Annotated in this window: 30 protein-coding genes; 13 read left to right on the top strand and 17 right to left on the bottom strand. The window is 68.5% G+C overall.

What is annotated here, in order from left to right; genetic code table 11:
* Positions 1–217: Lrp/AsnC ligand binding domain-containing protein (locus tag ACWDU1_RS10165; protein WP_449997339.1), on the top strand; the 217-nt coding region annotated here is incomplete at its 5' end.
* Positions 218–313: 96 nt separating this feature from the next.
* Positions 314–1,153, top strand: coding sequence for an SDR family oxidoreductase (locus ACWDU1_RS10160; protein ID WP_449997337.1), 840 nt, complete (start codon positions 314–316; stop codon positions 1,151–1,153).
* A gap of 43 nt (positions 1,154–1,196) precedes the next feature.
* Here ACWDU1_RS10160 and ACWDU1_RS10155 read toward each other — a convergent pair whose 3' ends face one another.
* The 6 genes from ACWDU1_RS10155 to ACWDU1_RS10130 all read right to left on the bottom strand — a co-directional run bounded on the left by ACWDU1_RS10155 (position 1,197) and on the right by ACWDU1_RS10130 (position 6,823).
* Complete coding sequence (locus ACWDU1_RS10155) at positions 1,197–1,628, bottom strand: acyl-CoA thioesterase (RefSeq protein WP_449997335.1); 432 nt, start codon at positions 1,626–1,628, stop codon at positions 1,197–1,199.
* Positions 1,629–1,648: 20 nt separating this feature from the next.
* Positions 1,649–2,602, bottom strand: a complete 954-nt coding sequence (locus tag ACWDU1_RS10150; protein ID WP_449997334.1) for a cupin domain-containing protein — start codon at positions 2,600–2,602, stop codon at positions 1,649–1,651.
* Positions 2,603–2,653: 51 nt separating this feature from the next.
* Entirely contained in the window at positions 2,654–3,793 is a 1,140-nt protein-coding gene (locus ACWDU1_RS10145) for a DUF5925 domain-containing protein (RefSeq protein WP_449997333.1), read from the bottom strand.
* 151 nt (positions 3,794–3,944) lie between these two features.
* A complete protein-coding gene (locus ACWDU1_RS10140) occupies positions 3,945–5,366 on the bottom strand; it encodes an NAD(P)(+) transhydrogenase (Re/Si-specific) subunit beta (RefSeq protein ID WP_449997331.1) in 1,422 nt (473 codons plus the stop codon).
* Positions 5,367–5,369: 3 nt separating this feature from the next.
* Positions 5,370–5,690 carry an NAD(P) transhydrogenase subunit alpha gene (locus ACWDU1_RS10135; RefSeq protein ID WP_449997341.1) on the bottom strand — a complete coding sequence of 107 codons (321 nt, stop codon included), beginning with the start codon at positions 5,688–5,690 and terminating at the stop codon, positions 5,370–5,372.
* On the bottom strand, positions 5,690–6,823 hold the full coding sequence (locus tag ACWDU1_RS10130) for a Re/Si-specific NAD(P)(+) transhydrogenase subunit alpha (RefSeq protein ID WP_449997330.1): 1,134 nt from the start codon (positions 6,821–6,823) through the stop codon (positions 5,690–5,692). Before ACWDU1_RS10130 ends, ACWDU1_RS10135 begins: the two co-directional genes overlap by 1 nt.
* Before the next feature lie 281 nt (positions 6,824–7,104).
* Between ACWDU1_RS10130 and ACWDU1_RS10125 the strand changes: the two genes are divergently transcribed.
* The 3 genes from ACWDU1_RS10125 to ACWDU1_RS10115 are packed head-to-tail and all read left to right on the top strand — an operon-like array spanning position 7,105 to position 9,083.
* Complete coding sequence (locus ACWDU1_RS10125; RefSeq protein ID WP_449997329.1) at positions 7,105–7,545, top strand: HIT family protein; 441 nt, start codon at positions 7,105–7,107, stop codon at positions 7,543–7,545.
* A gap of 58 nt (positions 7,546–7,603) precedes the next feature.
* Positions 7,604–8,440 (top strand): maleylpyruvate isomerase family mycothiol-dependent enzyme, encoded by an 837-nt coding sequence (locus ACWDU1_RS10120; protein WP_449997328.1) that lies wholly within the window; start codon positions 7,604–7,606, stop codon positions 8,438–8,440.
* Between the two features lies 1 nt (position 8,441).
* The gene (locus ACWDU1_RS10115) at positions 8,442–9,083 is read left to right on the top strand and encodes a Type 1 glutamine amidotransferase-like domain-containing protein (RefSeq protein WP_449997326.1); all 642 of its coding nucleotides are present in this window, start codon (positions 8,442–8,444) and stop codon (positions 9,081–9,083) included.
* Positions 9,084–9,112: 29 nt separating this feature from the next.
* Here the strand turns inward: ACWDU1_RS10115 and ACWDU1_RS10110 are convergent, their stop codons facing one another.
* Positions 9,113–9,586, bottom strand: a complete 474-nt coding sequence (locus tag ACWDU1_RS10110; RefSeq protein WP_449997324.1) for a GtrA family protein — start codon at positions 9,584–9,586, stop codon at positions 9,113–9,115.
* Positions 9,587–9,786: 200 nt separating this feature from the next.
* Between ACWDU1_RS10110 and ACWDU1_RS10105 the strand changes: the two genes are divergently transcribed.
* The 3 genes from ACWDU1_RS10105 to ACWDU1_RS10095 all read left to right on the top strand — a co-directional run bounded on the left by ACWDU1_RS10105 (position 9,787) and on the right by ACWDU1_RS10095 (position 12,545).
* Positions 9,787–10,788, top strand: coding sequence for an NAD(P)/FAD-dependent oxidoreductase (locus tag ACWDU1_RS10105; protein ID WP_449997322.1), 1,002 nt, complete (start codon positions 9,787–9,789; stop codon positions 10,786–10,788).
* Positions 10,789–10,858: 70 nt separating this feature from the next.
* Entirely contained in the window at positions 10,859–12,217 is a 1,359-nt protein-coding gene (locus tag ACWDU1_RS10100) for an FAD-binding oxidoreductase (protein WP_449997320.1), read from the top strand.
* A gap of 40 nt (positions 12,218–12,257) precedes the next feature.
* Positions 12,258–12,545, top strand: a complete 288-nt coding sequence (locus tag ACWDU1_RS10095) for a GNAT family N-acetyltransferase (RefSeq protein WP_449997318.1) — start codon at positions 12,258–12,260, stop codon at positions 12,543–12,545.
* Between the two features lie 7 nt (positions 12,546–12,552).
* On the opposite strand, the gene cutA is transcribed toward ACWDU1_RS10095, so the two are convergent.
* Both cutA and ACWDU1_RS10085 read right to left on the bottom strand, forming a co-directional pair.
* A complete protein-coding gene (gene cutA, locus ACWDU1_RS10090; protein ID WP_449997316.1) occupies positions 12,553–12,879 on the bottom strand; it encodes a divalent-cation tolerance protein CutA in 327 nt (108 codons plus the stop codon).
* A 498-nt stretch (positions 12,880–13,377) separates the two neighbouring features.
* Entirely contained in the window at positions 13,378–14,199 is an 822-nt protein-coding gene (locus ACWDU1_RS10085; protein WP_449997314.1) for a sigma factor-like helix-turn-helix DNA-binding protein, read from the bottom strand.
* 199 nt (positions 14,200–14,398) lie between these two features.
* On the opposite strand from ACWDU1_RS10085, the gene ACWDU1_RS10080 reads away from it, so the two are divergent.
* From ACWDU1_RS10080 to ACWDU1_RS10065, 4 genes are all read left to right on the top strand, one after another.
* On the top strand, positions 14,399–14,626 hold the full coding sequence (locus ACWDU1_RS10080) for a hypothetical protein (protein WP_449997313.1): 228 nt from the start codon (positions 14,399–14,401) through the stop codon (positions 14,624–14,626).
* Positions 14,627–14,642: 16 nt separating this feature from the next.
* The gene (locus tag ACWDU1_RS10075; protein WP_449997311.1) at positions 14,643–15,122 is read left to right on the top strand and encodes a hypothetical protein; all 480 of its coding nucleotides are present in this window, start codon (positions 14,643–14,645) and stop codon (positions 15,120–15,122) included.
* Positions 15,123–15,300: 178 nt separating this feature from the next.
* Entirely contained in the window at positions 15,301–15,759 is a 459-nt protein-coding gene (locus ACWDU1_RS10070; RefSeq protein ID WP_449997310.1) for a nitroreductase family deazaflavin-dependent oxidoreductase, read from the top strand.
* Between the two features lie 70 nt (positions 15,760–15,829).
* Entirely contained in the window at positions 15,830–16,279 is a 450-nt protein-coding gene (locus tag ACWDU1_RS10065) for a MaoC family dehydratase (RefSeq protein ID WP_449997308.1), read from the top strand.
* 39 nt (positions 16,280–16,318) lie between these two features.
* On the opposite strand, the gene ACWDU1_RS10060 is transcribed toward ACWDU1_RS10065, so the two are convergent.
* Entirely contained in the window at positions 16,319–16,687 is a 369-nt protein-coding gene (locus ACWDU1_RS10060) for a MerR family transcriptional regulator (protein ID WP_449997306.1), read from the bottom strand.
* A 100-nt stretch (positions 16,688–16,787) separates the two neighbouring features.
* Between ACWDU1_RS10060 and ACWDU1_RS10055 the strand changes: the two genes are divergently transcribed.
* Positions 16,788–17,936, top strand: a complete 1,149-nt coding sequence (locus tag ACWDU1_RS10055; RefSeq protein ID WP_449997305.1) for an alkene reductase — start codon at positions 16,788–16,790, stop codon at positions 17,934–17,936.
* On the opposite strand, the gene ACWDU1_RS10050 is transcribed toward ACWDU1_RS10055, so the two are convergent.
* The 7 genes from ACWDU1_RS10050 to ACWDU1_RS10020 all read right to left on the bottom strand — a co-directional run.
* The gene (locus ACWDU1_RS10050) at positions 17,926–18,321 is read right to left on the bottom strand and encodes a tautomerase family protein (RefSeq protein WP_449997303.1); all 396 of its coding nucleotides are present in this window, start codon (positions 18,319–18,321) and stop codon (positions 17,926–17,928) included. The genes ACWDU1_RS10055 and ACWDU1_RS10050 overlap by 11 nt on opposite strands.
* 33 nt (positions 18,322–18,354) lie before the next feature.
* Positions 18,355–18,693 carry a hypothetical protein gene (locus ACWDU1_RS10045; protein WP_449997301.1) on the bottom strand — a complete coding sequence of 113 codons (339 nt, stop codon included), beginning with the start codon at positions 18,691–18,693 and terminating at the stop codon, positions 18,355–18,357.
* 103 nt (positions 18,694–18,796) lie between these two features.
* Complete coding sequence (locus tag ACWDU1_RS10040; RefSeq protein ID WP_449997299.1) at positions 18,797–19,378, bottom strand: hypothetical protein; 582 nt, start codon at positions 19,376–19,378, stop codon at positions 18,797–18,799.
* Between the two features lie 432 nt (positions 19,379–19,810).
* Complete coding sequence (locus tag ACWDU1_RS10035) at positions 19,811–20,971, bottom strand: acyl-CoA dehydrogenase (RefSeq protein WP_449997298.1); 1,161 nt, start codon at positions 20,969–20,971, stop codon at positions 19,811–19,813.
* Positions 20,972–21,082: 111 nt separating this feature from the next.
* Entirely contained in the window at positions 21,083–21,787 is a 705-nt protein-coding gene (locus ACWDU1_RS10030; protein WP_449997297.1) for a TetR family transcriptional regulator, read from the bottom strand.
* A 110-nt stretch (positions 21,788–21,897) separates the two neighbouring features.
* Entirely contained in the window at positions 21,898–22,425 is a 528-nt protein-coding gene (gene purE, locus ACWDU1_RS10025; protein WP_449997295.1) for a 5-(carboxyamino)imidazole ribonucleotide mutase, read from the bottom strand.
* A partial coding sequence (locus ACWDU1_RS10020; protein ID WP_449997293.1) for an ATP-grasp domain-containing protein occupies positions 22,418–22,941 on the bottom strand: 524 nt, incomplete at its 5' end. The genes purE and ACWDU1_RS10020, both read right to left, overlap by 8 nt.

The following is a 22,941-nucleotide window of genomic DNA, read 5'->3' as shown; positions in this document are numbered from 1 at the left end:
GGCCGAGGTCGCCGAGGTGACCGAGGTATGCGGAATGACCGGCCCGACCGATCTGACGGTCCGGGTGGTGGCGCGCGACGCCGACGATCTCTACCGGATCACCGGCCAGATCCTGAAGATCCCGGGGGTGGTCCGGACGAATATGGCGCTGGTGATGCAGGAACTCGTGGGCCCGCGCACCGCCCCGCTCCTGCGCCGCCTGGCCGGCCCGGAATGACCCCGACCGGCCTCGGCCCGCGCCGGGGCACCGGCCCCGAGCGCGATTAAGCGACACATTGACCACAATGTCCCATGCGGCGGCTAAGGTTCCCGCATGCAGAACTCAGGGACAGCATCGGACAGTTTCGCCGGACGGACCGCGATCGTCACCGGCGGCGGATCCGGTATCGGCGCCGCCCTCGCGCGCCGGCTCGCCGAACACGGCGCGAAGGTCGTCGTCTCCGACCTCGATCCCGGCACCGCGGCGCAGGTGGCCGCGGAGATCGGCGCGGCCGCGGTGGCGGCCGGCGGCGACGCCGCCGATCCCGCGGTGATCCAGCGACTGATCGACACCGCCGAGCAGTCCTTCGGCCCCGTGGACCTCTACTTCGCCAACGCCGGTATCGGCGGCGGCGCCGGTCTCGACAGCACCGACGCCCAGTGGACGGCGGCCCTGGAGGTCAACACCCTGGCGCATATCCGTGCCGCCCGGCTGCTGGTCCCCCGCTGGCTGGAACGCGGCAGCGGCTATTTCGTGAGTACCGCCTCGGCCGCCGGGCTGCTCACCCAGCTCGGCTCCGCCCCGTACTCGGTCTCCAAGCACGCGGCCGTCGGTTTCGCCGAATGGCTGTCGATCACCTACGGCGACAAGGGTATCGGCGTGAGCTGTGTCTGCCCGATGGGCGTGGACACCGCCCTGCTGCGCGAGGGCATGATCCCCGAGAACAACGCCGAAGCGGGCCGGCTGGCCATCAACGCGGTGAAATCCGCGGGCGCGGTCCTGAGCCCCGAGCAGGTCGCCGACACCGTACTCGCGGGCGTGGCGGCCGGGCAGTTCCTGATCCTGCCGCATCCGGAGGTCCTCACCATGTACCAGCACAAGGGGTCGGACTACGACCGCTGGATCCGCGGCATGCGCCGCTTCCAGCACGCCCTGGAGAACCCGGGCTCCTGAACCCCGTTCGTTCCGCCGGCCGCACGGGCAGCGGGCCTCGCGGCTACTGTTCGTCGTCGACGACCAGCGTCCGCGCCGCGGTCCGGATGACCTCCGGGATATCGACGGGCTTACGAGTGGTCTCGTCCACGTAGACGTGCACGAACTTCCCGGTGGCGGCCAGTTCCAGATCGTCGCCCGCTTCCCGGAAGATCGCCAGGTCGTAGGTGATGCTGGAGCGGCCCAGCCGCGCGATCCGCAACCCCACCCGCAGCCGGTCCGGGAAACTCAGCGAGGCGTGGAAACGGCAGGAGGTCTCCGCGACGATTCCGATGGCGGGAAGTTCGCGGATATCGGTGCCAGTCGCGTCGATGAGCCACGCGTTGACCGCGGTATCGAAGTACGCGTAGTAGGTCACGTTGTTCACGTGGCCGTAGTGGTCGTTGTCGGCCCATCGGGTGGGCACCGGCCAGAGCACCGGATACTGCTGCGTCACCCGGCCGACGATACCGGTGGTCAGCCGGCCGAGGGCACCGCGGCGGGCGGGGCGCCGAGCCGGTGGTCGCGCGGGCTCACCCCGAACTGTCGTTTGAAGGCCGTGCTCAAGGCGAACGCGCTGCCGTACCCGACCCGGCGGGCGATGGCCTCCACGGTGTCGTCGGTGCCCTGCAGCAGATCGGCCGCCAGGTCCAGCCGCCATTCGGTGAGGAAGGCCATCGGCGATTCGCCGACCAGTTCGGTGAACCGCCGCGCCAGGGCGGCCCGCGAGGCGCCGGCTTCCCGGGCCAGATCGGCCACCGTCCAGGGATGGGCCGGATTGTGCTGGAGCAGGCGTAGGGCCTTACCGACCATCGGGTCACCATAGGCGTGGTACCAGGGCGGGGCCTCGGCCCCGGAGAACCAGGTGCGCAGGGTCGCGATGAGAAGCAGATCCAGCAGCCGGTCCAGCACCACGCTCTGCGCGGGCAGATCTTTGACGGTCTCGTCGACCAGCAGGCCCAGTAGCCGTTCGTCGGACCGGCCGCGCGGTACCACCAGCAGTTCCGGCAGCGCCCGCAGCAGCCGCCGGCTCACCGCGCCCACCTGCTCGTAGGCACCGGTGATCATCACGGTTTCCCCGTCGGGGTCGTTACCCCATTCCCGCACCCCGAGACTCATCGTCTCGCAGAGAATTTCACCGGCCGGGGTGGTGGTGACCTGCCCGGGGTTGATGAGGATCTGGGGTTCGGATCCGGGGTCGTCCGCGACGGTGTATGGCCGCGGCCCCCGGAACACCCCGACATCCCCTGCCTCGATCCGGCGCTGCTGCCCGTCGTCGGTGCGCACCCACGCCCAGCCGCGAATCATCGCCACCAGTGTGAGCGGTGATTCGTCCTGGATCCGCAGCGACCAGGGCGGGCTGAGCAGTGAGCGCAGCAGGAACGCGCCCCGCGCGCGTGGGCCCTCGAGCAGGGCCGCCAATGCATCCACCCTGCCAACCATAGCGGCGGCGGCACTCCCGGGAACAGTCGTGACCAGGTGCTACAGGTACATCCCGCCCTCGGCGTCCGGGGCACGGACGGTGATCGCGGAGGCACCGTCGCGCAGCGCGACCAGTTCGGCGAGGGTGGCGCCGCCGTCCGGGACATCACCGGATGTCCCGCCCAGCCACGTCCGGGCCTCGGAACCGGTGAGTTTGCCGATCTCCACCTGCGCCAGACAGCGGCCGGGACGGGTGACCGCGGGATGCAACCGGGCGAGATCCTCATTGGTGCTGATCGCGACCAGCACGTCGCGACCCTGCCCCAGCATGCCGTCGGTGAGGTTGAGCAGCCGGGAAAGCCCTTGGCCGGAAGTGGATTTCGCCTCTCCGTGGATCAGTTCGTCACAATCCTCGAGGATCAGCATCCGCCAGCGATCCGACTCCTCGTCCTCGCCCTCGGCGCCCATGGCCGCCCGCATCAGATATCCGGGCTTACCGAACAGCACTTCCGGGTCGAGTACACAATCGGCCTGGCACCAGGCCGACCACGACCGGGCCAGCGACCGCAACGCGGTGGTCTTGCCGGTCCCGGGCGGGCCGTGCAGCAGGAGCAACCGGCCGCGGATATCGTCGGGGCGCAAAGTCATCAGCCGGTCCAGCGCACCGGCCACGGAACCGCTGTAGTTACCGCGGATCTCCGACCACTCGGGGGTCGACACCGGCATGACACGGCGGTTCGGCCCGTGCTCGCCGTAGTGCCAGAAACCCATCTTCACCGTGGTCCGCTCGTCGCCGGGCGGTTCCTCGGCCTGGTGGACGGCTTCGGTGAGCACTCGCTGGGCGAGTTCATCGCTGACCGCGACGACCTCTACCGTCGCCGACTTGTCCGTCCAGCGGTCGGCCCGCAGAGTCCAGCCGTCCCCGATCACGAGGAACGCACTCGAATCCGACTCGGTGATCGAACGGGAGATCCGCGAACCCGCCGGCCGCAGCAGCGCCGCGGGCCGCACCCGGTCCAGTTGCTTCTTGCGGTAGTGCGGCTGCGTGCCGCGGCCGAACAGCGTGTGCAGCAGCATATCCAGCACATCGCGGGGGTTGGAGTAGGAATCGAGAATCGCCGACCAGGGCAGGGCCTCGGCGGGGTCGGTGGCGGTGCTGTCGAATTCGATCAGGCGCAGTGGTTCGTTGCGTTCCGGCATCGCCGACCATGATCGGCCCGGCCACACCGCACAGTCCAGCGAATTTCCGCCGGAAGTCGGGGTAGGCGTTTCCCGCACCGCCTGGAACCGGAAAGGCCCCGGTGCCGGCTCGGATCGACCGAGCCCGCACCGGGGCCGACTGCGGTTCCGGCTACAGCGCCTTCAGTTCCTCGGTGACCGCACCCACCGATTTCTTCGCGTCGCCGAACAGCATCGAGGTGTGGTCGGCGTAGAAGAGCGGATTGTCGATACCGGCGAACCCGCTGTTCATCGAACGCTTCAGCACGATCACCGATTTCGCCTGGTCGACGTTGAGGACCGGCATCCCGTAGATCGGGCTGGCCGAATCCTCGCGCGCGGCGGGGTTGGTGACATCGTTGGCGCCGATGACCAGGGCGACATCGGTGCGATTGAACTCGCCGTTGATATCGTCCATCTCCTTCATGGCGTCGTAGGAGACCTCGGCCTCGGCCAGCAGCACGTTCATATGGCCGGGCATACGGCCCGCGACCGGATGGATGGCGTATTTGACCTCCACCCCCTTGGCCTCCAGCAGACCCGCCATCTCCTTGACCGCGTGCTGGGCCTGGGCGACCGCCATACCGTAACCGGGCACGACGATCACCTGGTTGGCGTAGGCCATCTGGATGGCGGCGTCCGCGGCGGAGGTCGCCTTGGCCTGCTTACCGGCATCGGCGCCACCACCGGAGGCCGCACCGCCGCCACCACCGAATCCGCCCGCGACGATGGCAGGGATGGACCGGTTCATGGCCTTGGCCATCAGATTGGTGAGGATGGTGCCCGAGGCCCCGACGATCATGCCGGCCACGATCATGGCGGTGTTGTTCAGCGCCAGACCGGCAGCCGCGGCCGAAAGGCCGGTGAGGGCGTTGAGCAGCGAGATCACCACCGGCATATCGGCGCCACCGATGGGCAGAACCACCATCAGGCCCAGGACCCCGGCGGCCAGCAGCAGCCCGACCATCCACCACTGCGATACGCCGCCGTCGGAGGCGCCGAGTCCGATGACCACCGCCGCGGCGACCGCGGCGATGAGCAGCAGCAGGTTCACCGGTTGCTGGAGTTTCCCGAGCCCGATCGGTTTGCCGGGCAGGATCTCCTGCAGTTTGCCGAACGCGATGAGCGAACCCCAGAACGACACCGAGCCGATGACCGCGGCGAACAGCGAGCCGACGATGATGTGCACCGTCGGTTCCTCACCGTGGTGGAACACCGAGAACCCGGTGGTGTCGATGAACTCGGCCCAGGCGATCAGTGCGACCGTGCCGCCGCCGACACCGTTGAACGCGGCCACCAGCTGCGGCATCGCGGTCATCTTCGTCCGCAGCGCGGGCGGAACGCCCAGCGCCACACCGACCACCAGGCCCGCGACGATAAGAATCCAGTTGCCGGTATCGCGCACCGCGATCAGCGTGGCGATCACCGCGATGCCCATACCGGCCGCGGCGATCCAGTTGCCCCGGACCGCGGTCTTCGGGCCGGTCAGGCCCATCAGCCCGTAGATGAAAAGGGCGAAGGACAGGATGTAGAGGATATCGACCAGATTGTCCATGGGTCACTTACCTGCCTTCTCGGCACCCGCGGCGGGCTTCTTGCCTTTGAACATGCCGAGCATCCGGTCGGTCACCACGAAACCACCGATCACGTTCAGGGTTCCGAAGACCAGGGCCACGAACAGGATGATCTGCACCCCGGGGGAGGGATCCTCCATCCGTCCCAGCGTCACCAGCGCGCCCAGCACGACGATGCCGTGAATGGCGTTGGTCCCCGACATCAGCGGGGTGTGCAGGGTGTTGGGGACCTTGGAGATCACCGCAAAACCCACGAATCCGGACAGCACCAGAATCGCGATATTCGCCAAGAGCTCGCTGTACATCATTCGGCCTTCGTTGTCGGTTCGGCGTCACGGGTGACGCAGGAATCGGCCAGCACCTGATCGGAGAAGTCCGGGGCCAGCTGCCCGTCGGTGACCATCAGTTCCAGCAGCGCGGCGATGTTCTTGGAATACAGTTCGCTGGCGTGCTCGGGCATGGTGGCGGGCAGGTTCAGCGGCGAGCAGATCGTCACCTCGTGCTTGACCACGGTTTCGCCCGGTTCGGTGAGTTCGCAGTTACCGCCGGTCTCCCCGGCCAGATCGACGATGACGCTGCCCGGTTTCATCCCCTCGACCGCGGCGGCGGTCACCAGGCGCGGCGCGGGGCGGCCCGGGACCAGCGCGGTCGTGATGACCACATCGAACCCGGTGATCGCGTCCTCGAGCGCCTGCTGCTGTTTCGCCTTCTCCTCATCGGTGAGTTCGCGGGCGTACCCGCCCTCACCGGCGGCATCGATACCCAGATCGAGCCATTGGGCACCTACCGAACGCACCTGGTCGGCGACCTCGGGCCGCACGTCGTAGCCGGTGGTGCGGCCGCCCAGCCGCTTGGCGGTGGCCAGCGCCTGCAGGCCCGCCACGCCGACACCGAGCACCAGGACGGTCGCCGGTTTCACGGTGCCCGCGGCGGTGGTCAGCATGGGGAAGAAGCGGGTGGATTCCGAGGCCGCCAGCAGAACCGCCTTGTAACCGGCGACATTGGCCTGAGAGGACAGCGCGTCCATCACCTGGGCCCGGGAGATCCGCGGGATCGCCTCCACCGCGAAGGCCTGCACCCCCGCCTTTTTCAGGGCGTCGATCTGGTTGTCGGCATTACGCGGCGCGAGGAACCCGATGAGGGTCTGCCCCGAGTCCAGCTTGTCCACCTCGGAATCGCTGGGCGGGGCGACCTTGACGACCACATCTGCCGACCAGGGGTCGCCGATGGTGGCGCCGGCCTCGGTGTAGGCGGTATCGGGAATGAGCGCGCCCAGCCCGGCACCGGTTTCGACCACGACCTCCAGGCCCTGTTTCACCAGGGTCGGAATGATCTTCGGAACCAGGGCAACCCGGCGCTCGCCCGCTCCGGTCTCGCGTACCACACCGACACGCGCCCCGCGCGGCGACGAATCGCCTACGGTCTGCGTTGTCTCCACTTGTCTGTCTTCCCTCTCCAGTGTGCTGGACCGCCGATCACGGCGCCGGGCGGCAGCGTCCGTGAACGCAGCCGCCCGAAATCCTGGCAACCGTACATCGGCCGCAGTGAGATTAGCTGAGATGCCCGTCACATCCGGTCGCGGGCGGGGGTAGTTTTCACAAAGGTAAATACTGTTCACAGGACATATCGAGCCGTACCGGCCGTTTGGCTTGAAAAGTTTGCGAATCCGGTTGCCGGGTCCGGAGCCCGGAGGCGGCCTTACGCCGTAGAGTCCCCGGTGTGAGTGACTGCGTTTTCTGCGGGATCGTGGCCGGAACAGCGCCCGCGCACCGGGTGTACGAGGACGACATCACCTGCGCGTTTCTCGATATCCGGCCCATCACCCGCGGGCACACCCTGGTGATCCCGAAGCGGCACGCCACCGATCTGTCCGAACTGGACGCCGAAACCGGCGCCGATCTCTTCCGGGTGGGCCATCGGATCGCCCGGGCGGTACAGGGGTCCGGGTTCGGTGCGGACGGCGCGAATCTGCTGATCAACGATGGGAAGGCGGCCTTCCAGACGGTGGGCCACGTCCATCTGCACGTCGTCCCCCGCAACCACGGCGACCGGCTCCGGTTCGCGGCCGGGCTGCTGCTGCGCCGGCCCCACGGACCCGAACAGGTCGCCGCGGCCCTCCGCGCCGCCCTGGCGACACCGGACGCACCCGGTATCGACTAACCGGCGGGCGCCGACGATCATTGCGACGAATTCCGAACAGCCCACGGAAGGCAACCCGATGACCGATCTACCCGGCCACGCCACCCTCACCGCACTGCTCTCCGAGCAGTTCGACGCGCTCGCCGACCTCGTCGCCGACCTGCCCGAACAGCAGTGGCGCACACCGTCCCCGCTGCCCGGATGGACGGTCTTCGATGTGATCGGCCATGTGATCGGCACCGAATCGATGCTGCTCGGCGAGAAGCCGCCGGCGGGCGATCCGCGGGTTCCGGATGTCGATGTCGCCACCCTGCCGCATGTCCGCAACGAGATCGGGAAGTTCAACGAGATCTGGTTGCAGCGGCTGCGCCCGCTTCCGGGTGCGCAGTTGTTCGAGCTGTTTCGTGAGGTCACCGCGCGGCGGCGGGCGGCGCTGGCCGGGATGGACGAGGCGGCCTGGCTCGCGCCCGGGCCGTCGCCGGTCGGCGAGGTGCCCTATGCCCGGTTCATGCGTGTCCGGTTGTTCGATTGCTGGATGCACGAACTCGATATCGCCGACGCGCTCGCTGTGGAGGTCGCCGAGGGGGGCACGCGGGGCGACGCCGCCTTCGCGGAATTCGCGCAATCCCTTCCCCGCGTGGTGGCGAAACGGGGTGAGGCCCCGGCCGGATCGCTGATCACCTTCGAGGTGACCGGGCCGCTCACCCGGACCCTGCATATCGAGGTGGCCGAACGAGCCGGATATGTATCGACGCCCGCTACCGGCGCGACGGTGACCGTCACCCTCGATTCGGGTCTGCTGGTCCGGCTGGGCGGGGGCCGGGTGGACCCCGGGAAAGTACTGGACCGGGTGGGGTTCGACGGCGACGCCGACTTGGGCCGCCGCATCGTCGAGAACCTCGCGTTCACCATCTGAGATGCGGCTTTTCCTGGCCTCCTACCGGTTCGGCGCACACTACGGCGAGTTCGCCACCCTGATCGGTGAACCGGGCCCGATCGCGGTGATCGCGAATGCCTGTGACTCCTGGCCGCGGGCCCGCGCGGGGGCGGTGACCAGCGAACTGGTGCCCCTGCGCTCGCGGGGATACCGCCCCGAAGAGGTGGATCTGCGCGAATACGCCGGGCGTCCGGCGGAATTGGAGCGGACGCTGCGCCGGTTCCCGGCGGTCTGGGTGCGCGGTGGCAATACGTTCGTACTGCGGGCCCAGTTCGCGCGCTGCGGCGCCGACCGGATCATTCCGGATCTGCTGGCCGCCGACGCCCTGGTCTATGCCGGATACAGCGCGGGCGCCTGTGTTCTCGCGCCGCATCTGCGCGGGCTGGAATCCTCCGACGATCCGGCGGAGGTGCGACCGGCATGCGGTATCGACCCGATCTGGGAGGGGCTGGGCCTCGTCGACCGGGTGATAGTCCCGCATATCGATTCGGCTACCGACCCGGACGGCGCGGGTGACGCCCTCGCCGCGGGCCTGCGGGCCGCGGGCACACCGCACTGGGCGCTCACCGACGACGACGTACTCGTCGGCACCGGCGGCGAACTGCGACTGCGCACCGGCTGATCGGCTCCACCCGCACAGCGAGCGTGTGATCAGCGCCGCCGGAACACCACCCAGCGCATGGCCGAGTACATGTACACCGCTTCGCAGGCGCCCGCGGCCAGCCGCGACAGGTGGTACTGCACGCCCAGCGCCGCCAGGCCCGCGCCGACGCCCAGGATGAAGGCCAGGTAGTTGATCACGACCACCACGGTGTACACCACCGCCTGCCGCCCGGCCGGGGCGTGCGAGCGGAAGTTGAGGGTCCGGTTCAGATAGAACGCCAGCGCGAAGGCGCAGATGTAGCCCACCGATACCGACAGCCAGCCGGGCAGCCCGAGCCCGCTGCGCAGCCCGGTGAGGATGAGCAGATCGACCCCGAAAGTGAAGCTGTTGATGAGGGCGAATCCGAGGAAGGTCGGCGGCACCATCCGGTCCAGCCCCCAGGGCAGCCGGGCGACCACCGCTTCGCACCAGCGGGCGAAGCGGCTCGCCCAGGTCTCGGGGTCGGTCGCCACTCCCTGCACGCGGTCAGCCTCCCAGGGCCAGGTGACGGGCAGGTGAGCAGCCGGGAAACGGCGGGGCACCTGCGTTTTCGCGCGATTCCGGGAATGCGGGACCGGGCCCCGCTCACGGGGACGCGGCGGCGCGCCCCACTGCGCCGGCGCCGGATCACCCGGCCGCGGATTTGCTCATACAGCAAATTTGCTTGCCAAAAATTCGTATCGTGCGGATAGTCGTCGGCAAGGAGGTGGTCAGGGTGACCGAGGTACTGGAGAACTCGTACGACGTGGTGGTGGCCGGTGGCGGGGCGGCCGGCCTGAACGGCGCGTTGATGCTGGCCCGCTCGCGGCGGTCGGTGGTGGTCATCGATGCCGGGCAACCGCGCAACGCCCCCGCCGAGGGTGTGCACGGATTACTGGCCCGCGACGGGATGCCGCCCGCGGAACTGGTGGCGCTGGGCCGGGAAGAGGTCCGGCGCTACGGCGGGCAGGTGGTGTCCGGGGAGATCACCGAGGCGGTGCGCGACGACGACGGTTTCACGATCGGGCTCGCCGACGGGCGCCGGGTACGGGCCCGGCGACTGCTGGTGACCACCGGGCTCACCGATGAACTCCCGGATATCCCCGGACTGCGCGAACACTGGGGCGGCGATGTCGTGCACTGCCCGTACTGCCACGGCTGGGAGGTCCGTGATCGCGCTATCGGGGTGCTGAACACCGGTCCGATGTCGCAGCATCAGGTCCAGCTGTTCCGGCAGCTCAGCGACGATATCGTGTTCTTCACGCACGAGGGCCCCGAACTCACCGCGGACGAGTCCGGACGGCTGGCCGCCCGCGGTATCCGGGTCATTCACGACAAGGTGACCGCGGTCGAGCACGGTGCGGCCGGGATCACCGGGCTGCGCCTCGCGGACGGCACGGTCGTCGCCCGCGCTGTGATCGCCGTCGGTACCCGGATGGTGGCGCGGGCAGGTTTTCTCGACGACCTCGGGCTGACCGCGGTGGAACACCCGGCCGGAGTCGGACGCCATATCCCGGCCGATGCGACCGGGCGCACCGAGGTTGCCGGGGTATGGGTCGCGGGCAATGTCACCGACCTGACCGCACAGGTCGGCGCCGCGGCCGCGGCCGGCGCGATGGCGGGGGCCCATATCAACGCCGATCTGGTCGAGGAGGAGGTGCGGGCGGCGGTCGCGGCGGGGACAGTCGGGGCAGGCCGGGAATAGCCGCCCACCATCATCGAGGGACTCGGCCGGATGGGTCCGGCAGCCGACCCAGAACGGCTAGCGTGAGGACGTGGACCTGCGTGAACTGATCGATCAGCTGCCCGAGGGCGCGGTGCTCACCGACCCGGACCTGCTCGCCGGATACCGGCACGACTGGGCCAAGGACCCCGCCGCCGGGACGCCGGTGGCGGTGGTGCGGGCGACCGGCACCGCCGATATCAGCACCACCCTGCGCTGGGCGAACGAGCACCGGGTGCCGGTGGTACCGCGCGGCGCCGGCTCCGGGCTCTCCGGCGGTTCGACGGCCGTGGACGGCGGCATCGTGGTCAGTACCGAACGGATGCGCGAGATCAGTGTCGACCCCGTCACCCGGACCGCCGTCGTCCAGCCGGGCCTGTTGAACGCCGAGGTCAAGCGGGCGGTCGCGGAGCACGGCCTGTGGTATCCACCGGACCCGTCCTCGTTCGAGATCTGCTCGATCGGCGGCAACGCCGCCACCAACGCGGGCGGACTGTGCTGTGTGAAATACGGCGTGACCACCGACTACGTCCTCGGAATGGAAGTGGTGCTGGCCGACGGCAGCGTGGTGCGGCTGGGCGGTCCGCGTCTCAAGGATTCGGCCGGGCTGTCACTGACCAAGATGTTCGTCGGCAGCGAGGGCACCCTCGGGGTGATCACCGAACTCACCCTGCGCCTGCTCCCGGCCCAGCCGGCCCAGAGCACCGTCGTGGCCTCCTTCGCGACGCTCACCGCCGCGACCGAGGCGATTCTCGCCGTTACCGCCGCTCTGCGTCCGGCGATGCTGGAGTTCATGGATTCCGTGGCGATCAATGCCGTCGAAGACGAACTGCGGATGGGCCTGGACCGCGAAGCGGCGGCCCTGCTGGTCGCGCGTTCCGACGCTCCCGGCGAACACGCCGCCCACGAAGCGGAGATCATGCTGGCCGCCTGCCGGGCCGCCGGCGCCACCGAGGCCTTCCACACCGCCGACGCGGAGGAGGGCGAGGCGTTCACCGCGGCGCGGCGCTTCGCGATACCGGCGGTCGAGAAGATAGGCCCCCTGCTGCTCGAGGATGTCGGCGTCCCACTCCCCCGCTTGGGCGAGCTGGTCACCGGTATCGCCGAAATCTCCGATCGCAACGAGGTGACGGTTTCGGTCATCGCGCACGCCGGTGACGGCAATACCCACCCGCTGATCGTCTACAACCCCGACGACGCCGACCAGACCGCCCGCGCGCATCGCGCGTTCGGCGAGATCATGGATCTGGCCGTCGCCATGGGCGGCACCATCACCGGCGAGCACGGGGTGGGCCGGCTGAAGAAGGCCTGGCTACCGGACCAGCTGGGTCCCGAGGTGATGGACCTGACCCGCCGGATCAAGGACGCCCTCGACCCGCACGGCATCCTCAACCCCGGCGCGATCCTCTGAATCCGGAACAAACCCCGCCCCCGGCGGGGTTCCACCCACTGTGACCACCGAACTCCGACACAACGCCGCCGACACCCGCTTCGAGATCTTTCTCGACGGCACCCTGGCCGGATACGCCGACTACTCGGAAACCGAGAGCCCGAAGGTCCGCAACTTCCACCACACCATGACCTTCCCGGAGTTCCGGGGCCGCGGGGTGGCCGGTCAGGTGGTGAAGTACGCCCTCGACGAAACCCGGGACGCCGGTTTCGCGGTCGTGGCCACCTGCTGGTACGTCGACGAGTACATCGGCCGCAACCCGGAGTACGCGAGCCTGGTCCACCGCTGATACCGCGTCAGCTCGTGGTCTCGTCCAGGACCCACTGGCCGTAGGCCGGGTTGACCGCCGCCACCGGTACGGCGACCACCTGCGGGACCTCGTCGGGATGTTCGGTGTTGGCGCGTTCGATGATCGCGTCCACGAGCGAGGCGCGGGTGTGCAGGACGACGACCGCTTCCGAGGCGTCTTCCACCTCGCCCTCCCACCGGTAGATCGACCGGATATCGGGCAGGATGTTGCCGCAGGCCGCCAGGCGGTCGGCGACGAGGCGGCGGGTGAATTCGGCCAGCCAGTCCTCGTCGGGTCCGCTCACGGTCACGTCCACAAGATCGGTTTCGCTCACGGCGTCCATGATCCACGACCCTGCTCGAATCGACGGAACCCAGTGGCCCCTGTCCCGGTGAGCCGGTGAAACCGCGCCGGCCGCCCGCGCTCGGCCAGCTGTCGCGGCGGCGGAGCAGCGCGTGGTGGATGTAGTAGCGGGGGCCGATCTGGCGAGTGAAGACGCTCACCGGTTCCCAGCCGAAATGCTCGTCGAGCCATTCGATACACAGGGTCAGCGCCGACAGTGTGCCCTGATGATCGGCATTGGTCAGGCCGGTCTCCCAGCCGAACTCGCGCGGCGGTTCCGAGCAGACGACCAGATATTTGCGCTGATAGGTGCGCATATCGACCGTCCCGTTCAGGATGGCGCCGGCTTCGAACAGCGGGCCCGCACCGGCCGGCAGCAATGGGGGTGGACCGTACATGGTCCGAGTTGAGCCCTTGCGGGCCGGCGACGACAACCCCGCGCTTGTCGGGGCACGAAGACGGGACAGCCGAGGCGCGGGCGGGCGTGGTGTCAGCGATCGCGTGTGGTGAACGGTCCCGCGACCGCGCGACCGGCACCCGCCGGCGAACCGTCGCGGGCCTCGTATTCGATTGCCGCGCTGATGGAACGCGCGGTGGGCTCGTAGAGCGAGTCCAGGTTGCTGTCCAGCCATTGCGCGGCGCCCAGTGATCCGGCGCCGGTCAGGCCGGCGATGTGGACGATCACCCGGCCCTGGTCCTCCCGGCGGCCGACGAACGCGATATCGGTGCGACTCCCGGAGTCTGCCGGTGGTTCGACCCGGCGGCCGGATTCCCGCTCGACCACATACCAGGTGCCGTCGATGTTCTCGAAACCGAGTGCGTCGTCGGCGTCGAGCAGATTCCTTGCCACCGGCGCGGATTCGGGCCCGCAGATCAGCACCGCGTCTCCGGCGGGCGCCGCTTCGTCGTCCGGTTCGATCGCGAACCGCGACGAGGCGAGCGAGAGCCGGGTCAGCGTGGCCTCGACACATTCCCGGGCCGCCCTATCGGCGTCGGTGGCCTCGGAGCCGTTCCCGTCCTCACTACTCCGGGGAATCCCGACGGCCACCGGCCCGATGCCGAAGAACGCCCGCTCGGCCGGTGGTGCGCCCGATTTGATCTGGCTGATACGGCCCTTGGTTATCCCGAGTAATTCCGCGATCTCGGTGTAGCTCAGTCCGTTTCGGTGCGCCTCTTCGATGGCTTCCTTGCGGAGCCGGGCCAGTTCGGTGGCCCGCTGCTGGTAGCGCGTGATCAATTCGGTGGCCCGCTGGGCCCGGCGTACCGGATCGGGCTCGGAACGGACCTGCTCGAATTCATCTGCGCCACCCATGCCGTGAGTTTAGTGGCCGCCTTGACGGCGGGGGCCGTCCGCCGTAGCATGCTGTTTATCCCCCATAAACAGCACCACCCACTCCGCCCATGCAGTTTACCAGGGGTAAATCTCGGCAGGACCGCCGCTCGCGACCCGCGACCGGCCCGACGAATCCATGAACATACGAGGTCATCCGATGCACCATGATCGTCCCCGCTTGCCCACCCGACGTCCCGTCAACCGCGCGATGGCGGCCACCCTGCGGTTGCTGGAGCCGTATGAGCACACCGATCCGGCGATTCTCGAACGTGTGGCATCCGGCCTGCGGGCCATATCCGACCCGCTACCGCCCGCGCGGGAGACCACCGTCGCCCGCACCCCGAGCCGCACCGGAACCCCGCATCGGCCGACCCGGGACACCGGGCCCGGTTCCGGTCGCCGCTGAACACGCGGGAGCACCGATGCCACTCGCGGAAACCCACTGCCACTGCCGGAACGAACCCTGGATCCACACCGGCATGTTGCGCAACATGTCGACACCGGGCCGCTACCGCTGCCCGGAAACACTGCACTGCCTGCACGGCACCACGATCGGCGGCGGGCGAATCGCCGAGCATTGGCGCAATGTACCCGGCGAATGCCCCTGGGCCGGGCTGAGAGTCACCGGCCGCGCCGTCTGCGGGTGCGGCCGGGGGCCCTGGATCACTTTGCGGTACCTGCGGATAGTCGTACGCAGAAACCTCACCGGCCCGGTATCCGCCATCGCCTGCCCGGGACTGTGTTCCGGACCCGATATCACCGTGCTCGACGACCTGATCCTCGACCACCCGCGCGACAGCCGCACCTCGTGCCCGTGGTCGGGCACTCGCATCGTCCCCATCGGCACCCCGCCACCGCTGTTCGGCCGACCCGAACCGCCGTCGGGCGGACCACACCGGTGAGCCCTTGTCCGTCACCGGGACGGACCGGGAAAGCCGACCGATCCACCGGACTCCGTGGCAGGGTGGAGGTGTCACATCTCGGCACCGCCCTTCCACATCCATACGAGGGGGCGGCGGCCGGGGCCGAACCATCGGTGACCGCACCGGGTCGCCGGACAATTCCGGGGGGAAGAGCGGAATGTGGACCGACAGGGCGGCAAACGCCATCGCCGCGGGGGCCATACGAATCGCGGCGTTCGCGGGCCCACGCGCCATGCGGATACTCGCACGATTCAACAGGCGGGTCACGAACCCTATCCAGCGGCTCTGGGCACCCCGGCTCCCCTTCATGGCGGTGATCGAACACACCGGCCGCAAATCGGGCACGCGATACCGTACTCCGGTGATGGCCTTCGTCGGCGACGGCACTATCTCCGTCGTCCTCAACTACGGCCCGGAATCGGATTGGGTGCGCAATATCCGTGCCGCCGGCATCGCGGGGGTGACCCATCGCGGCGGGTTCTACCGGCTCACCGAACCGCGGGTCCTTCCCGGCGGCGAGGTCACCCTGCCACCGCCGTTTCCACGCTCGGAAGGCTCACCGCGCCACAGCGTCCTGGTCGCCACCCTGCGCCCGGCGGTGCGGCCGAACCCCTGACACCCCGATCCGGATCGGCGGCCGAAACTTGTTACCAACCAATCTTTTCGAAGGCTCCTAGGCTCGACTCATGATCGTTATCGACGCGAACGACGACCCCGCCACCCATACGGGGGCCGACGCCGTTTCGGATTGGCATCTGCTGACCCAGCGGCGAATCGACGAATTCGCCGACGCCAGCGACGACCACAACCCCCTGCACGTCGATCCGGGCTTCGCCCGGGACACCCCGTACGGTGCCACCATCGGCCACGGCTACTACTTCATGGCCGCGGCACCCAGCTTGCTGAACACGCTGTGGCAGCTCACCGGATTCGCCTTCGCGGTGGCCTACGGGGTGGACCGGATCCGGTTTCCGGGCGCGCTCCCCGTAGACACGCGGTTCCGGTTGCGGCTGAGGATCATCGCGGTCGAGGCGATCGACAACGGAATCCAGGTGCGCACCACTCTGACCTTCGAGGGGGAAGGCCTCGACCGGCCGGTATGTGTCGCGGAATCGCTGTACCGCGCCTACCGATAGCGGGAGGCCGGCGCCGAGTCGGATGCGGTCGCGCTCCGGTCACCCACTCGTCAGGGTCGCCCGATGCGCGCGGTTCACGGCCATGAGCCGATCGAGGGCGTCGCGGGTGTGGATCAGTTCGTCGATATGCGCGGACAGCCGGTCACGTTCCGATTCCATCCGCGCCATCGCCGCGTCGGAGGTCTCCTCGCTCGGCGATTCGACACAGGGCAGCAATTCGGCGACCGTGCGGCTGGAAAGCCCCGCGGCATACATCCGCTGGATGAACTCGACCCGATCGGCCTGCTCGGGGGTGTAATGCCGCTGCCCGCTGGGACTACGGGTGCTGCCGAGCAACCCCTGTTCCTCGTAGTAACGCAGTGACCGGACGCTGACCCCGGTCCGGGCCGCCAACTCCCCGATTCGCATCCCGATCTCCTTCGTGACCCGCGCCACAGCGCTTGCCTCTGACATGGACGTCAGGTTTTACGGTAGCCGACGAACCCACCGGACCACCGAGGAGTCCCCGATGACCACCCTTTTCGACAGCTACCGGCTCGGCGATCTGACCCTGCCCAACCGCACCGTGATGGCCCCGATGACCCGGGTCCGCGCCGCCGCCGGCGGTCTCGCCACACCCGAGATGGCGACCTACTACGCCCAGCGGGCCACCGCCGGGCTGATCGTGACCGAGGGCGTCCAGCCCAACGCGGTCGGCCAGTCCAATCCGGGAACGCCCGGCCTGTACACAGACGCACAGGTCGGATCGTGGCGCCCCGTGACCGCGGCGGTGCACGCCAACGGCGGCCGGGTCTTCGCGCAGATCATGCACGGCGGCCGGGTCTCCCATCCCGATACCACCGGTATGCAGCCCGTCGGCCCCTCGGCGGTACCCGCGGTGGGCGATGTCTTCGCCCCTTCCGGCCGCATCCCCGCACCGCTGCCCCGCGCCCTCGGCACTGCCGAGATCCCCGGCCAGGCCGAGTCGTATGCCGAGGCGGCACGGCGCGCGATCGACGCCGGTTTCGACGGTGTGGAACTGCACGGCGCCAACGGCTATCTCATCTCACAGTTCCTGTCCTCGAACGCGAATCTGCGCACCGACCGCTACGGCGGTTCGATCGCCAACCGGATCCGGTTCGCCGTCGAGGCGGTCGCGGCGACGGTCGCCGCGATCGGCGGCACCCGGACCGGTATCCGCCTCTCACCGGGCGGCGGGTTCTGGGGAGTCGAGGAAACCGACTCCCCCGAGCTGTATGCCGCGCTCCTGCACGAACTGGCCCGGCTCGACCTCGCCTACATCCACCTGGAGGCCACCACCGACGACGCGGTCCTGCTGGATCTGCGCCGCGCCTGGCCGGGAACCCTGATCATGAACCCCGTACATCCCTCCGGCCCCACCCCCGCCGGCCCCTCCGACGCCGACCGCTGGCTCGCCGCCGGCGCCGATCTCATCAGCTTCGGCCGCGCCTTCCTCGCCAACCCCGATCTGGTGGAACGACTCCGCAACGCACTCCCCCTCGCGGCCGCCGACCAGGAAACCTACTTCCAGGGCGGCGCCACCGGCTACCTGACCTACCCGGCATACCGGTACACAGCCCGACCCGATCCCGCCGGGAGATCCGGGGCGACGCCGACAGGCTCGATTCGCCGTATGCCGCAATCGCTCAGACGGTGATATCGAACCCCAGATCGACACCGCACGCCGCCTGTCCGCCCCGGATCCCCCAGCTCTCGGTCGGCAGATCCCGCACGACGATGGTCACATGATCGCGCGGCACACCGAACGCGCCCAGCCGATCCACGATCTCACGATAGAGCCGCCGTTTCGCCGCCACCGTACGACCGGCGAAACAGTCGACGGTCACGAGCGTGTAGTACTCCGGTGACGCGAGCGTCGGCGGTACGGCGAAACGCTCCGGCTCGTGAACCATCAACCGGACATGTTTGTCCGCCGGCGGAATCTCGAACGCCGCGACCAAGGAATCGTGAACGGCGTCGATAATCGCCGTCGTGGTGGCGCGGTCGTATTCTCTGCGAACTTCGACAAGGGTGCTGGGCATAGGGATATCGATACAGCCTGCGCCTGCGCGGGACTACTCGAATTCGCGGCCGCCCGGCTCCTGCCGATGAGCCGGTAGCCCGCCATCTCCGCGCCGCCGGGCTTTACCAGGTTGGAAGTAGAAACGCCCACCCTTGTACACCGCTGTGTTCGGCGCATCATCGTCATCCGGGTCGCCGGAGTCCGCCGGATCCGGCAGTTCGGCGCGCTCCTCGACGACGATCTGCGCCCGGGCCGCACCGGGGTCGAACATCTCCTGAAACGGCCCGGCGAACGACCCCCCGAGTCCATGATGTTTCGCCCGAACAGCCGCCCACCCGAACAACACCAACGGGCCGATGGTGACGATCAGCAATAACAGGTCCCCGCCCACAACCACGAGCGTACCGACGAAATCATGCGCTCCTCGCTATCCGGCCGTCGGCGGGGAGCGTCTGCCGGGCCGACCCGAGTGGAGCCTCCGGCGAGAGTGTCGCTCACATCGGCCGCACTTCGCCTGCCTTGCGGTACTTTCCGTGACTTCCGAGGCCCACGGTCCAGGTGACCGGCATTCCTGCGACGATGGTTTGTTCGTCGCCCCGGAACTCCTTGATGGAGAAGTAGAGGTCGCCGGAGTGGCTGGCGATGAGTCCGTCGTATTCGTATGGCAGCCACCATCGGACCACACCGTCGAGGGTCGGGTCGGGGTCGTTTGCTCTTGTCACTTGTCCAAACAGGACTACTGTGTCGCGTCCCTTCCATCCATCGGAGGTGGGGAGCATCGGCTGGTCGCCGCCGGCAGGGTCGGCGGGCCACACCTTCCCACTCCGGCAGACCACGTCATCCTGGATCTTCTGGGCGAGCTCGCATGCCACCCCACTGGGGTCGAGCCCACGGGGCGTGGTGCCCAGCAGGACGTTCAACTCCGGGATGGAGAATTCGATGAACCACTGCGGACTATCGGCCCGGCGGAGACGGTGCGCGGGCACGGTTTCATCGATGTGGACCTCGTGCCCGAGTGCGGTTTCGATATCGGTGGCCAGCAGATCGGCGCCGCGCCGCGATGTCTCCCTGTCCATTTAGCCATCATGCCGTGTACGTGCAGCGGTTGATCGGCGTTACGTACAGGATCTTGCCGACAGCGTGGGCGACGGTTACCTGGATTTCGTCCCCTGAATCGTATTGGTATTCGCCGTTTCGGTATCGAGGGATCGACATGTGAAAGTTGTCGTCCTTGATCCGGAAATCCTCCTCGTTCCGTGGGCGGAGTGAACTGATAGGTGGCCGGATTCGGTGAGAACGGACCACAGCCGCTCGGACAGGCAGAGAGCCGACGACTCCATTACCGAGATCCGGAACTTTCCGGTGCGGACCGGCACGTAACCGGTGTCGCCCGGTCACAAGCGAAAGCTGCCGATCGATGGCGTGTTCGGGCGGCCTGAACCGCCTGACGGACCGGCGGCCCGAGCGTTGATCCCGGGGCCGCCGGACAAGCGTCGCGCTCCGGGGAATTACCCCTTGAGCAGGGCGCGGGACATGACGACCCGCTGGATCTGGTTGGTGCCCTCGTAGATCTGGGTGATCTTGGCGTCGCGCATCATCCGCTCCACCGGGAAATCGGTGGTGTAGCCGGCGCCGCCGAAGAGCTGCACCGCGTTCGTGGTGACCTCCATGGCCACGTCGGAGGCAAAACATTTGGCGGCGGCGGAGATGAAGCCGAGGTTCTTCTCGCCGCGTTCGGCACGGGCCGCGGAGGTGTAGACCATCAGCCGGGCGGCTTCGATCTTCATCGCCATATCGGCCAGCATGAACTGGGTGTTCTGGAAATCGGCGATCGCGGTGCCGAACTGCTTGCGGTCCTTGGTGTAGGCGATGGCCGCGTCGAGTGCGCCCTGGGCCAGGCCGACGGCCTGCGCGCCGATGGTGGGGCGAGTGTGGTCGAGGGTCTGCAGGGCGGTTTTGAAACCGGTGCCGGGGGCGCCGACGATGCGGTCGCCGGGGACCTTGCAGTTCTCGAAGTACAGCTCGGCGGTCGGGGAACCCTTGATACCGAGTTTGTGTTCGAGCGGGCCGACCACGAAACCCTCGTCGTCCTTGTGGACCAGGAACGCGGAGATCCCGTTGGCGCCCTTGTCGGGATCGGTGACGGCCATGACGGTGTACCAGGAGGATTTGCCGCCGTTGGTGATCCAGCATTTGGAGCCGTTGATGATCCAGTCGTCGCCCTCCTGGCGGGCGCGGGTGCGCATACTGCCCGCATCGGAGCCGGCTTCGCGCTCGGACAGCGCGTAGGAGGCCATCTCACCGTCGACGATATCGGCGAGGACCTTCTGCTTGAGCTCCTCGGAACCGTTGAGGATCATGCCCATGGTGCCGAGTTTGTTCACCGCGGGGATCAGCGAGGACGATCCGCAGACCCGCGCGACCTCTTCGATGACGATGCAGGTGGCCACCGAATCGGCGCCCTGGCCGCCGTAGGCCTCGGGAACGTGCACGGCGTTGAAGCCGGCGGCATTGAGTGCCGTGAGGGCTTCCTCGGGGAAGCGCGCGTGCTCGTCCACGTCCTTGGCGTGCGGGGCGATCTCCTTCTCGCACAGGGCGCGGATGGCCGAACGCAGCTCGTCGTGGAAATCCTCCAGCTTGAACAGTCCGAAATCCGGGTTTCCCGCCATTGGGCTCACTCCTGTTTGCCTCCGTGCCGGCCGTCGGCACTCAGTGTCAGATCCCTCGCCACTATACCGCCTGGAACTTGATCACCTGGTGGCAGCAGGTGGCACTCGGTGTCAATCCGTGGTTGTCTCCGCCAAACTACCCAGCCGCTGGCTCAGGAGTTCGGCGACATGCCGGGGCGGCAGGTCACGCCGGAAGACCGCCAGCACCAGCTCGTCGTCACCGGCGGGCCGGCGGTCGCCACGCGGGATCGCGTTCAGTTCGGCCCGTAGATCGGCGGGGCCCGCGGCCGTCTCGCCGCGCACCATTCGCCGCAGCAGATAGTTGTGAGTGGCGGTCACCGCGGCGGTGAACTGGACCCGGGCCAGATCCGGGGATTCGGGTTGCCGCTCCCGCAGATAATCGGTGAACAGCCGCTCGTAGCGGAACACCGTCACGATCTCCCGGTCCCGCAGCGCCGGGACCCGTCGCACCACGTGATAGCGGCGCTCGGCGATATCCCGCCACCGGGTGAACCGTTCGAAAACCTGGACCGCGGCCTCGCAGACGGCCTCCCACGGGTCCAGCGGCGACTGCTGCAGATACTCCTGCGCCGCCACCAGCTGGGCTTCGTGATCGGCGAAGATGACATCTTCCTTGGACCGGAACTGCCGGAAGAAGGTCCGCCGCGAGATCCCGGCCGCCTCGGCGATCTCGTCGACCGAGGTCGCCTCGTACCCCTGATCTGCGAACAATCGCAAGGCCTCGTCGACCACCCCGAGCCGGAACCGGACCAGCTCGGCGCCGCCCACCCGGCGGACGGTTTCCTCGTTGTCCATATCGATACCGTATCGAGCGACGTACCGGACGCGGTATCGCGCGGCCCGCGGCGGGCCCAGCCCATCAGGCGCTCACGCAGCGCTCAGCCCATCAGGCGCTCACGCAGCGCTCAGCCCATCAGGCGCTCACGTAGCGCCGCGTCCTTCTCCAGCACCATCGTCTCCAGCCCGGCCTGGAACTGTTCCATCCGCTGCCGCAGGGCCGGATCGTGCGCGCCGAGGATCCGCGCGGCGAGCAGACCGGCATTGCGCGCCCCGCCGATGGACACCGTGGCCACCGGGACACCGGCGGGCATCTGCACGATCGAGAGCAGTGAATCCATACCGTCGAGGTATTTCAGCGGCACCGGGACGCCGATCACCGGCAACGGCGTCGCGGAGGCGACCATTCCCGGCAGATGGGCGGCGCCGCCGGCACCGGCGATGAGCACCCGCAACCCCCGCCCGGCCGCGTCCCGGGCGTAGTCGAGCATGCGCTGCGGGGTGCGGTGCGCCGACACCACGCCGACCTCGAACCGGATCCCGAACTCGGCCAGCGCCTCGGCCGCCGCCTCCATGGTGGGCCAGTCGGAATCGCTGCCCATGATCAGCCCGACCGCGGGGGAATTCTCGATACTGCCCGTCACCACGTCACTCATGCGGATCCCATCCGTCGGTCCATTCCGCGTGCGACATCCAGTGCGCCGCGCGCTCGGCTCGTTCCCGCACCCGCGCCACATCGTCACCGAGCACGTTCACATGCCCGATCTTGCGGTCGGGACGTTCACCCTTCCCGTACAGGTGCACCTTGGCGTCCGGCATCCGGGCGAACAGATGATGCAGCCGCTCGTCCATCGACATGGCGGGCGCCTCGGGCGCACCGAGGATATTCGCCATCACCGTCACCGGCGCCAACGGGCTCGTATCGCCGAGCGGATAGTCCAGCACCGCGCGCAGATGCTGTTCGAACTGCCCGGTGCGCGCGCCGTCCATCCCCCAGTGCCCGGAGTTGTGCGGGCGCATCGCCAGTTCGTTGATCAGGATCTCGCCGTCGTGGGTCTCGAACAGCTCGACCGCCATCGCACCGACCACGCCGAGATCCTCGGCCAGTCGCAGCGCCAGCTCCTCGGCCCGCCCGGCCAGCTCCTCGGAGAGCCCGGGCGCGGGGGCGATCA

Source organism: Nocardia sp. NPDC003345, assembly GCF_053589395.1.
Note: the sequence above shows the minus strand (reverse complement) of the source record. Positions and strands in the feature narration are given on the sequence as shown.

Bases quoted from the DNA above. Each gene is read 5' to 3' on its own strand.
- ACWDU1_RS10055 (WP_449997305.1), top strand. From the start codon at position 16,788: ATGACCACCCTTTTCGACAGCTACCGGCTCGGCGATCTGACCCTGCCC.
- ACWDU1_RS10040 (WP_449997299.1), bottom strand. From the start codon at position 19,378: ATGGACAGGGAGACATCGCGGCGCGGCGCCGATCTGCTGGCCACCGAT.
- ACWDU1_RS10120 (WP_449997328.1), top strand. From the start codon at position 7,604: ATGACCGATCTACCCGGCCACGCCACCCTCACCGCACTGCTCTCCGAG.
- ACWDU1_RS10145 (WP_449997333.1), bottom strand. From the start codon at position 3,793: ATGCCGGAACGCAACGAACCACTGCGCCTGATCGAATTCGACAGCACC.
- ACWDU1_RS10135 (WP_449997341.1), bottom strand. From the start codon at position 5,690: ATGTACAGCGAGCTCTTGGCGAATATCGCGATTCTGGTGCTGTCCGGA.
- ACWDU1_RS10070 (WP_449997310.1), top strand. From the start codon at position 15,301: ATGTGGACCGACAGGGCGGCAAACGCCATCGCCGCGGGGGCCATACGA.
- ACWDU1_RS10030 (WP_449997297.1), bottom strand. From the start codon at position 21,787: ATGGACAACGAGGAAACCGTCCGCCGGGTGGGCGGCGCCGAGCTGGTC.
- purE (WP_449997295.1), bottom strand. From the start codon at position 22,425: ATGAGTGACGTGGTGACGGGCAGTATCGAGAATTCCCCCGCGGTCGGG.
- ACWDU1_RS10160 (WP_449997337.1), top strand. From the start codon at position 314: ATGCAGAACTCAGGGACAGCATCGGACAGTTTCGCCGGACGGACCGCG.
- ACWDU1_RS10050 (WP_449997303.1), bottom strand. From the start codon at position 18,321: ATGCCCAGCACCCTTGTCGAAGTTCGCAGAGAATACGACCGCGCCACC.
- ACWDU1_RS10065 (WP_449997308.1), top strand. From the start codon at position 15,830: ATGATCGTTATCGACGCGAACGACGACCCCGCCACCCATACGGGGGCC.
- ACWDU1_RS10060 (WP_449997306.1), bottom strand. From the start codon at position 16,687: ATGCGAATCGGGGAGTTGGCGGCCCGGACCGGGGTCAGCGTCCGGTCA.
- ACWDU1_RS10085 (WP_449997314.1), bottom strand. From the start codon at position 14,199: ATGGGTGGCGCAGATGAATTCGAGCAGGTCCGTTCCGAGCCCGATCCG.
- ACWDU1_RS10115 (WP_449997326.1), top strand. From the start codon at position 8,442: ATGCGGCTTTTCCTGGCCTCCTACCGGTTCGGCGCACACTACGGCGAG.
- ACWDU1_RS10140 (WP_449997331.1), bottom strand. From the start codon at position 5,366: ATGGACAATCTGGTCGATATCCTCTACATCCTGTCCTTCGCCCTTTTC.
- ACWDU1_RS10075 (WP_449997311.1), top strand. From the start codon at position 14,643: ATGCCACTCGCGGAAACCCACTGCCACTGCCGGAACGAACCCTGGATC.
- ACWDU1_RS10035 (WP_449997298.1), bottom strand. From the start codon at position 20,971: ATGGCGGGAAACCCGGATTTCGGACTGTTCAAGCTGGAGGATTTCCAC.